Origin of the sequence: Synechococcus sp. H60.1, from assembly GCF_047462335.1 — a bacterium.
GTDB lineage: Bacteria > Cyanobacteriota > Cyanobacteriia > Thermostichales > Thermostichaceae > Thermostichus.
Map to the genome: position 1 here is coordinate 1 of NZ_JANSJA010000168.1, position 8018 is coordinate 8018.

Below are 8018 nucleotides of genomic sequence, written 5' to 3' on the forward strand. Positions count from 1 at the left end.
CCTACTCGAACTCCGGCACCGACACCCACTCCCACTCCGGTGCCAACACCAACGCTTACTCCTACCCCTCGATTGACGCCACTTGTTCCTCGCACTCCTACCCCTACCCCAACTCTACCCCCGCCGCCCACCTCGACACCACTTCCACCAACGCCAACGCCTGCGGCAGAGCTTGCCTTGAGCGGCCAGTGGCTCTACGAGGGAGGATCCTTTGTCTGGCAGGGATCCCTGTGTAAGGTTAATGTTGCAACCGGTATCCAGGAAACCGTCTCCATTCGTCAAGACGGCAACCAGCTCAGGGTTTCCTCTCCCGGTTTTGCGGAGCGCAGCGGCCAGCTCATCGGCAACCAATTTTCTGTCAGCGGCAGGATAGGGGGCAGCGGTACTCCAACCATCACGTGGAGTGGCACTGTCAGCCCTGACGGGCGCTCCATTCGCGGCACAGCCACCTGTGGCAGCGCCAGCTTTGCCATCAGGCTCATCCGCCAGAGTTAAATACCCACGCCGCCGCCTCGGTCGCCGCCACCGCCGTTCTCCGGATCCTCCGGCTTCTGCTGGATGGCGGGGGGAGGAGGAGGAGTGGCAGAGGTTTCCCTGACCACCTCGAGGGTGTAGGGGCCGCGGCCAGGGCTACCCGGAGCAGAGCTGCGGGCATTCTGGGCCCAGTAGCTTTGCACCAGCACTAAGTAACAGCGGTCTTGCCGTACTGGGATCGTCAGCTCAGAGGTGGTGAAATTGCCAGGAGCTGCGTCATCGTTGATAAAGATGAGTTCCGGATCAGAGTTCCTGTTGGCATCAAAGCCAGAGATGGCCAGCAAAGGATCGAAGACTGAACTGGTTAGGCGGATGGTAACTCCGGTAACGTTGGCTGCAGAAGGAAAGTAGAGAAATCCATCTGAGTAAAAGGTGAAGGTGCCAGGAGGCGGTGGAACTTCCCGGGCATTTTGAACCTCGCCAGCGCTATCGAAGTAGAACTCCAAAAGGCTATTCGGCCCCAAGGTTCCGCTGCGGCTATCTCCTTGGCGGCGCAGGCCAATTGATGCGAAAAACTCTGGGCTAAAGGCCTGCTCGCAGACATTGACCGGAGGTGGCACTGTCCCCCCAGACCCCCCACAGCTTGCTAGAAGGAGAGTCGAGGCTAGAAGGCCCCAGAAAAAACGCACCTGCAATCCCCCAACCTTCGATGCCGGCAATGACGACATAGACACTCCTCTGCCACAGGATCACTAGCTTCTCCAGACTACAGCCATTTCGGCAAGCTGCAGCAAACAAGGATGCCCTTTCAACTGGTTAGTCTGCTTCCTAGGAGCAGCGATACCCAGCAAGAGCAACTCCATTTTTCCCCTGGCCTAGTGCCTCCTAGGCAGATGTCGGGTAGAGTTGGCGATAGCCATCGCTGCCGTATTGGTTAACCTATGAACAACCCGCCGAGTAGCCCGAATCGGGATTGCTTTTCACAGCGCTCCAGGCAGGGCAACCTAGGCCGGAGCTTCCCCCTCCAGGGTCTGGGACTCGGCTTGTTGTGCGGATCGCTGCTATTGGGGGCAGGGGGCGGCCGATTTCTAACTTGGGCCCAGGAAGCGGAACAGCAGCCAGAGCCAGAAGTCCCCCTACCGGTGAGAGACCTCGATCCGGCGGTGCAGATCCGAGTTCGGAACGAGCTGGTTAAACTTTGCGGAGATTATCGGTGCGAAGGCTATCGCTTCCCCGTGCGGGTTTTGGTCAGGCCTGAAGATACTCTGGAAACTCTGCTGGAGCGGCTGGATACAGAGATGCTGCGGGAGGTGGATCGGGTGTTTCAAACTCGGCCTGACTTGAACCGTGTTATCGTCGATGGCTATGTCTTTGTGGGCACTCCCTCTTTCGCCAGTCGGGAAGTACTGCTGCAAACGTTGTTGGTGCCCCGTCACCGCTGGGCGGTGGGTCGCTTTGGGCTAGAGCAGGATGGAATCTTCTATGCCAAGCTGCTGGAACAGGTAACGCCCTTTTTAACTCGGCCGCAAACCCCGACCCCTCCGCCTGGGGCTGTGCTTGAAGAGCCTGGGCCTCCTCTACCTCCCACGCCAGCTCCTGGAGAGACACCAACGCCCCCACCGCAAGCAACGCCAGAAGCTTCACCAACCCCCGAAGCTCCACCCCCACCGGGGGATGTCATCGAGCGGCAGCCCATTTAGCCTTGATAGGGCTGGTTGCTGTTCATGGGGTTTTGCTTGGGGATCCAAGCTAGGGTTCTGGAGCTGGGGTGGGGTTGAGTCCTGGGCCTGGGGTGATCTAGGCTTCGGAGTTAAGGGGATCTCTTCCCTCCTACTGCTTGACCAGTGTGCAGGTATGGCAGGACACAGCAAGTGGGCCAACATTAAGCGGCAAAAAGCCCGCGTAGATGCCAGAAAAGGCAGCCTATTTACCAAACTTTCCCGCGCCATCATCGTGGCAGCGCGCAGCGGCCTGCCGGATCCGGAAGCCAATTTTCGGCTGCGCTCGGCGGTAGAGAAAGCCAAGGCGGCAGGCATGCCCGCCGAGAACATTGAACGGGCCATCGCCAAGGGATCCGGCAACTGGACCGACGACAGCCCCCTGGAGGAAATCCGCTACGAAGGCTACGGCCCTGGGGGCGTGGCTGTCTTGATTGAGGCCATGACCGATAACCGCAACCGCACGGCTGCCGAGGTACGGGAAGCCTTCAGCAAAGTCGGCGGCAGCCTGGGGGAAAGCGGCTGCGTGAGCTGGCTGTTTCGGCAAAAAGGGGTGATCAACCTAGAGGAGGTGACAGATCCCGAAGCTCTGCTGCTAGCGGTAGCCGAAGCAGGGGGGGAGGATCTCAAGGTGGAGGGGACCGGCGCAGAGGTCTATTGCGATTACACCCTGCTGGAGCAGGTGGCCACCTACCTTAAAAAAGAGGGCTACCGGGTGCAGGAGGCGGCCATCCGTTGGATCCCTTCCACAGAAGTGCATGTGGAGGATCCCGAGACGGCCAAGCTGGTGCTGACCCTCATGGAACGGCTGGACAACTTGGACGATGTGCAAAATGTCTACGCCAATTTCGAGATTGACGAGGCAGTGATGGAGAGCCTGGCCTAAGGGGAAAGGCTTAGCGCAACTTGACGGCGGTGCCGGCGGCGGTAACGAGGATCAGCGTCGTGCTCATGTTGGTATGAATGGTAACGCCTAGGATGCCATTTGCTCCCAAACGTTTGGCTCGCTGCTCCAACTCTTCCAAAACCTTTTTCTGAGCATTCTCGAACACTTCTTCGTAGGTTCTTGTGCGTCCCCCGATAATGTTGCGGAGGGCAGCAAGGAAGTCCCGCAGAACATTGGTGCCATAAACTACCTCGGCAGTAACAATGCCCAGGTAGCGCTCCACCTCTTTACCTTGGAGCATGTCTGTAGTGGCTAGCAGCATGGCTCGTTCTCCGCGTCACCTCCTCACTAAGCTAGCCGAGAGGCTCCAAGGTGGGGAGTTCTTAGACTGTAGCGGGAGCTAGAATTGGCTACCCTGGAGGCAACGTTTTCCAGCCAGCCAATGACGACCCTCGTTCGCGTAGTGGGGAGCTTAAATCTAGACCTGGTGGTGCAGGTGCCACACCAGCCGGGGCCGGGGGAGACGGTGCTGGGATCGGACTACGCCACCTACCCTGGGGGCAAGGGGGCCAACCAAGCGGTGGCAGCAGCCCGGGCGGGAGCCCAGGTGGAAATGTGGGGGGCAGTGGGATCCGATGGCTTTGGCCGCCTGCTAAAGGAGAACTTGGAGCAAAACGGCGTTGCTACCCACTACGTACGGCAGCTGGAAGGACCCAGCGGTATTGCTCTAATTACCGTGGATCAAGCAGGGCAAAACCGGATTGTGGTTAGCCCCGGGGCCAATGGTCGCTACCTGCCAGAGCATCTGCCCCCCTGGACGCCGGCGGCTCTAGTGCTGTTGCAACTGGAAATCCCCCTAGCCACCGTGCAGGCGGTGGCGGAGCAGGCCTTTGCCCAAGGGATCCCTGTCCTCCTCAATCCCGCCCCTATGGCTCCCCTGCCGGGATCCCTCCTGCGTCAGGTGCGCTACTTGGTGCTCAATGAAAGCGAAGCCGCTGCCCTTGCCCAATCTCCAGTGGAGACGCCAGCGCAAGCCGAAAAAGTGGCCCAAGCCTTGCAACAGCAGGGGATCCCGACAGTGATCATCACCTTGGGGGGAGCGGGCTTGGTCTGGGCCGATGGGGAGGAAAGGGGCCATCTGCCAGCCCACCCCGTGTTGGTGGTGGATACCACTGCTGCCGGCGACAGCTTCTGCGGTGCTTTGGCCGCCTACCTGGCTGCTGGCGGATCCCTGAGGGAAGCCCTCCATTTTGCCAATGCCGCTGCGGCCTTGTGTGTAACCCGCCCTGGGGCCCAGCCCAGTTTGCCCCAGCGCGCCGAGATCGAGGCGTTTCTGGCCGCTGCAGGCCCCCATCCCTAGATTCTGGGCTACGTGGAGAAGGCCTCTTGGCGGTGCTGGGCCAGCCGCTCCAGGCTGAGGGGGCCCTGGATGTGCTGCCAGGGAAGGGGATCCGCCGGATCCCAGTTGCTGTGCACGTAGTAGTCCAAGGGCGGCAGTTGTCCCTGCAGCTCTTTGAAGGCGCGGCGGAAGCTGCCCAGGGACTCGCCCCACTGCCGGGCTAGCTGCAAGACTCGGGCCACCCGCCGATCCCCCCGCGAGATGAGGGCTTGGATGACCGACCAACTGCAGCTTTCGGGACGGAACTCCACGCCCAGGGGACGCAGATGTTTTTGATACCACTGCAGCTTTTTCTCGGCCTGGGGATCCACCCCCTGCCACTGGAAAGGGGTGTGGGCCTTAGGGACAAAGGTGCTGCAGCCCAAAGTCAAGCGCAGGCGGGGAGCCACCTTCTTGAGCTCCTTGAAAAGAGCAACGGTGGCCTCCAGGTCGGCCTGGGTTTCCGCCGGGATCCCCACCATGCCGTAGAACTTGATCCCCTTCAGGCCGCCGGCCTGGGCGTGGGCGGCCGCCGCCAAGATTTCTTCATTGGTTAGCTTCTTGTTAATGACCTGGCGCAGCCGTTCTGAGCCGCTTTCAATGGCCACAGTAATGGACTGGCTGCCGCGGCGGGAAAGCACTTGCGCCAAGCGAGGCGTGACCGTGCCCGTGCGCACCGAGGCCAGGCTAAGGCGCACCTGCTCAAAGCGATCCTGCGCCAGGTACTCCAGCAACTCCTCAAACTGGGGGTGCTGGGTTACCGAAGCCCCCAAAAGGCCAATCCGCTGGGTAACCTGCAGCCCCCGCTCCACCGCCGGGATCAGATGCCCTTCTACATCGGCAGCGCGAAAGGGCAAAGTTAGGTAGCTGGCTAGACAAAAGCGGCACATCTCGGGGCAACTGCGCACCACCTCCACCATGTAGATGCTCTCCCAGGCCGCCTTGGGGGTAACCACGGTGGACACCGAGAGGGTGTTGCCGCGGAAGGTGTGCTTGCGGATGGAGCTGGGGATCCCGTCCCGCTTGGGAATGACCTTTTCCACCGGGCCGTCGGGGCCGCGGTAGTGGACTTCGTAGAGGCTGGGCACGTAGATCCCCGGCACCTGAGCCAGCGCCTGCAGCTTTTCGGCCCGGGATCCCTGCCGCACCTGCTGATAGGTCTGGATCATCTGCTCCACCAGGCCTTCCCCGTCTCCCAGCAGGATCAAGTCAAAGAACGCAGCAAAGGGCTCAGGGTTGGCCGTCAACACCGGGCCGCCGCCAAAAACCAAGGGATGCGCTTCTTCCCGCGCCTCGGCCTGGAGGGGGATCCCCTGTCGTTCCAACAGATCCAGGATATGGACGTAGTCCAGCTCCCAAGACAGGGAAAAGCCCACCAGCTCCGGATCCCGCGGCAGCGGCTCGGCCAGGTCGGTAAACAGGCGGGCAACCGCCACCTCGCGGCGGCTGGCCAGCAGGCTCCAGATGACCTGGTAGCCGAGGCTGGTGATCCCTACCGAGTAGGTGTTGGGAAAGGCGTAGATGACCCGCACCGCGTCAGGCGCAGGTGTGGCCGGGGTGAAGAGAAGCTGTTCCAGAGCCAATTCCGAGGTGGCCAAGGCAGTCTAAGAAAGGGGGATGGGCGGCAAGGGCCTACTTTCCCAGCTTAATCGGGGTTTTGTCAGGCTGCGTCCAGGGCCAGCAGGGACGGCCAGATCGTCCAGAATGGAAGGGATCCCGACCCGCTCCTGACTGGATGGCTTCCCCCCTCAACCAACGCATCCGCCGCTTCTACGATGCTTCCTCCGGCCTGTGGGAGCAGGTGTGGGGGGAGCACATGCACCACGGCTACTATGAGCCGGGCCAGACCGGCAAGGATCGCCGCCAAGCCCAGATCGATCTCATGGAGCGAGTGATTCAATGGGGCCAGATCGGGGATCCTAAACCCCCTCAGCACATCCTCGATCTCGGCTGTGGCATTGGAGGGAGCAGCCTGGAGCTGGCGCGGCGCTTTGGCGCCGAGGTAACAGGCATTACCCTCAGCCCTGTCCAGGCCCGACGGGCCACGCAGCGGGCCCAGGAGGCCAGTCTGAGCCACAGGGTGCGCTTTTGGGTGGCCGATGCCCTGGAAATGCCCTTTGCCGACCACACCTTCGATCTGGTCTGGGCTCTGGAAAGCGGCGAGCACATGCCAGATAAGCGGCGGTTTCTGGCCGAGGGCTGGCGGGTCTTGCAGCCGGGCGGGCAGATGATGGTGGTGACCTGGTGCCACCGCGAGGGATCCCTGAGCCGCCAGGATCAGCGGCTTTTGCAGCAGATCTACGACGTGTACTGCCTGCCCTATGTCATCAGCTTGTCGGAGTATGAAGCACTGGCCCAAGAGGTGGGGTTCGAGCAGTTGCGCACCGCCGACTGGTCGGAGCGGGTGGCCCCCTTTTGGGATGAGGTAATTGCCTCGGCTCGCGATTGGCGGTGGATCCCGGCTTTGGTGCGCAGCGGCTGGGTCACCGTTCGTGGGGCGCTGGGGCTGGGCCTGATGCGGCGGGCCTATGCCACCGGCTTGCTGCGCTTTGGCTTGCTGAGCGGCTTCAAGCCTGCAAGTTAGGGATCCCATACCCCCCTCTCCCAAGGGAGAGGGGCTGGGGGTGAGGGCAGCAGCGCTGGCCACGTAAGCGACAGGGAAAGTGGGCTCAAAAGTCCTGCTGGGGTGGCGTTGCGCCAGCAAGTTCTAGGTACTTCTGCTTCACCGCCTGAATATCCTGCCACATCAACCACTTGGGGCTGCCGGGGGTGCGGTCAGGGTTGCGCAGCAAGTAGGCGGGGTGGAAGATGGGCATGCACCAGCGCCCCTGCCACTGGATCCACTCGCCGCGGATCTTGGTAATGCCCCGCTTATCCCCCAAAAGGGAGCGCACCGAAGTGGCCCCCGTCAACAAAATGATCCAGGGATCCACCAGGCGAATCTGCTCCAAGAGATAGGGTCGGCAGGCGTCCATCTCCGCCTGGGTGGGTACGCGGTTGTTGGGGGGGCGGCACTTGACCACATTGCAGATGTAGGTATCCCGCTCGGGATCCAGCCCCACCGAGGCCAGGATCTTGTCCAGCAACTGGCCGGACTTACCTACAAAGGGCAGGCCTTGCAGATCTTCGTTTTCCCCCGGCCCCTCGCCAACAATCACGATCTTGGCTTTAGGGTTACCTCGGTGCACCACCACATAGGTACGGTTGGCCGCCAACTCACAGCGCTGGCAGACTCGGCAGTGCTGCTCCAGTTGTTCTAGATCCCGATAGGTGCCGGGGGGAATGGGCACCTGAGCCGAGAGCGGGATCTGATCCCATTGGGGAAGCGTCTCCGTTGCAGAGGCAGGTGGCTCTAGGGGATCGTCAAATAGGCTGGGCTGAAGCTCCGAGGGTCTTTTCTTGGCAGCCATTGCAAGGTGAGGGATCCTTGTGCAGCGATCTTCGGCTGCTCCTCTGCCCTTGTCAAGCTTGGAGTCTCTTTCCCCAAAAGGGCAGCCTTTACGTCTTGATGAACTACCCCACCGCGCAGGCGGGTGGGGTTTCCTCACCCGCTTGACAGCAG

At 61.5% G+C, this 8018-nt stretch carries 10 protein-coding genes; 6 read left to right on the plus strand and 4 right to left on the minus strand.

Annotated elements, in window-relative coordinates:
• Both NW852_RS08565 and NW852_RS08570 read left to right on the plus strand, forming a co-directional pair.
• The coding region (locus tag NW852_RS08565) for a hypothetical protein (protein ID WP_414426647.1) at positions 1–236 on the plus strand (236 nt) is incomplete at its 5' end.
• Positions 178–495 carry a hypothetical protein gene (locus NW852_RS08570; protein WP_414399250.1) on the plus strand — a complete coding sequence of 106 codons (318 nt, stop codon included), beginning with the start codon at positions 178–180 and terminating at the stop codon, positions 493–495. The genes NW852_RS08565 and NW852_RS08570, both read left to right, overlap by 59 nt.
• Here the strand turns inward: NW852_RS08570 and NW852_RS08575 are convergent.
• Positions 492–1094, minus strand: a complete 603-nt coding sequence (locus tag NW852_RS08575; RefSeq protein WP_414426648.1) for a hypothetical protein — start codon at positions 1092–1094, stop codon at positions 492–494. The genes NW852_RS08570 and NW852_RS08575 overlap by 4 nt on opposite strands.
• 615 nt (positions 1095–1709) lie before the next feature.
• Between NW852_RS08575 and NW852_RS08580 the strand changes: the two genes are divergently transcribed.
• Positions 1710–2174, plus strand: coding sequence for a hypothetical protein (locus NW852_RS08580; RefSeq protein ID WP_414366891.1), 465 nt, complete (start codon positions 1710–1712; stop codon positions 2172–2174).
• A 154-nt stretch (positions 2175–2328) separates the two neighbouring features.
• Positions 2329–3078, plus strand: coding sequence for a YebC/PmpR family DNA-binding transcriptional regulator (locus NW852_RS08585; protein ID WP_414366621.1), 750 nt, complete (start codon positions 2329–2331; stop codon positions 3076–3078).
• A gap of 10 nt (positions 3079–3088) precedes the next feature.
• Here the strand turns inward: NW852_RS08585 and NW852_RS08590 are convergent, their stop codons facing one another.
• Entirely contained in the window at positions 3089–3400 is a 312-nt protein-coding gene (locus NW852_RS08590) for a YbjQ family protein (protein WP_414360996.1), read from the minus strand.
• Positions 3401–3520: 120 nt separating this feature from the next.
• Here NW852_RS08590 and rbsK point away from each other — a divergent pair, with 120 nt between their 5' ends.
• Positions 3521–4438 carry a ribokinase gene (rbsK, locus tag NW852_RS08595; protein ID WP_414366623.1) on the plus strand — a complete coding sequence of 306 codons (918 nt, stop codon included), beginning with the start codon at positions 3521–3523 and terminating at the stop codon, positions 4436–4438.
• A gap of 8 nt (positions 4439–4446) precedes the next feature.
• On the opposite strand, the gene NW852_RS08600 is transcribed toward rbsK, so the two are convergent.
• Positions 4447–6054, minus strand: a complete 1608-nt coding sequence (locus NW852_RS08600) for a B12-binding domain-containing radical SAM protein (RefSeq protein ID WP_414366625.1) — start codon at positions 6052–6054, stop codon at positions 4447–4449.
• A 137-nt stretch (positions 6055–6191) separates the two neighbouring features.
• Between NW852_RS08600 and NW852_RS08605 the strand changes: the two genes are divergently transcribed.
• Positions 6192–7040 (plus strand): methyltransferase domain-containing protein, encoded by an 849-nt coding sequence (locus NW852_RS08605; RefSeq protein ID WP_414332663.1) that lies wholly within the window; start codon positions 6192–6194, stop codon positions 7038–7040.
• A gap of 85 nt (positions 7041–7125) precedes the next feature.
• Here NW852_RS08605 and NW852_RS08610 read toward each other — a convergent pair whose 3' ends face one another.
• Complete coding sequence (locus NW852_RS08610) at positions 7126–7746, minus strand: uracil-DNA glycosylase (RefSeq protein ID WP_414348894.1); 621 nt, start codon at positions 7744–7746, stop codon at positions 7126–7128.
• Positions 7747–8018: the final 272 nt, after the last annotated feature.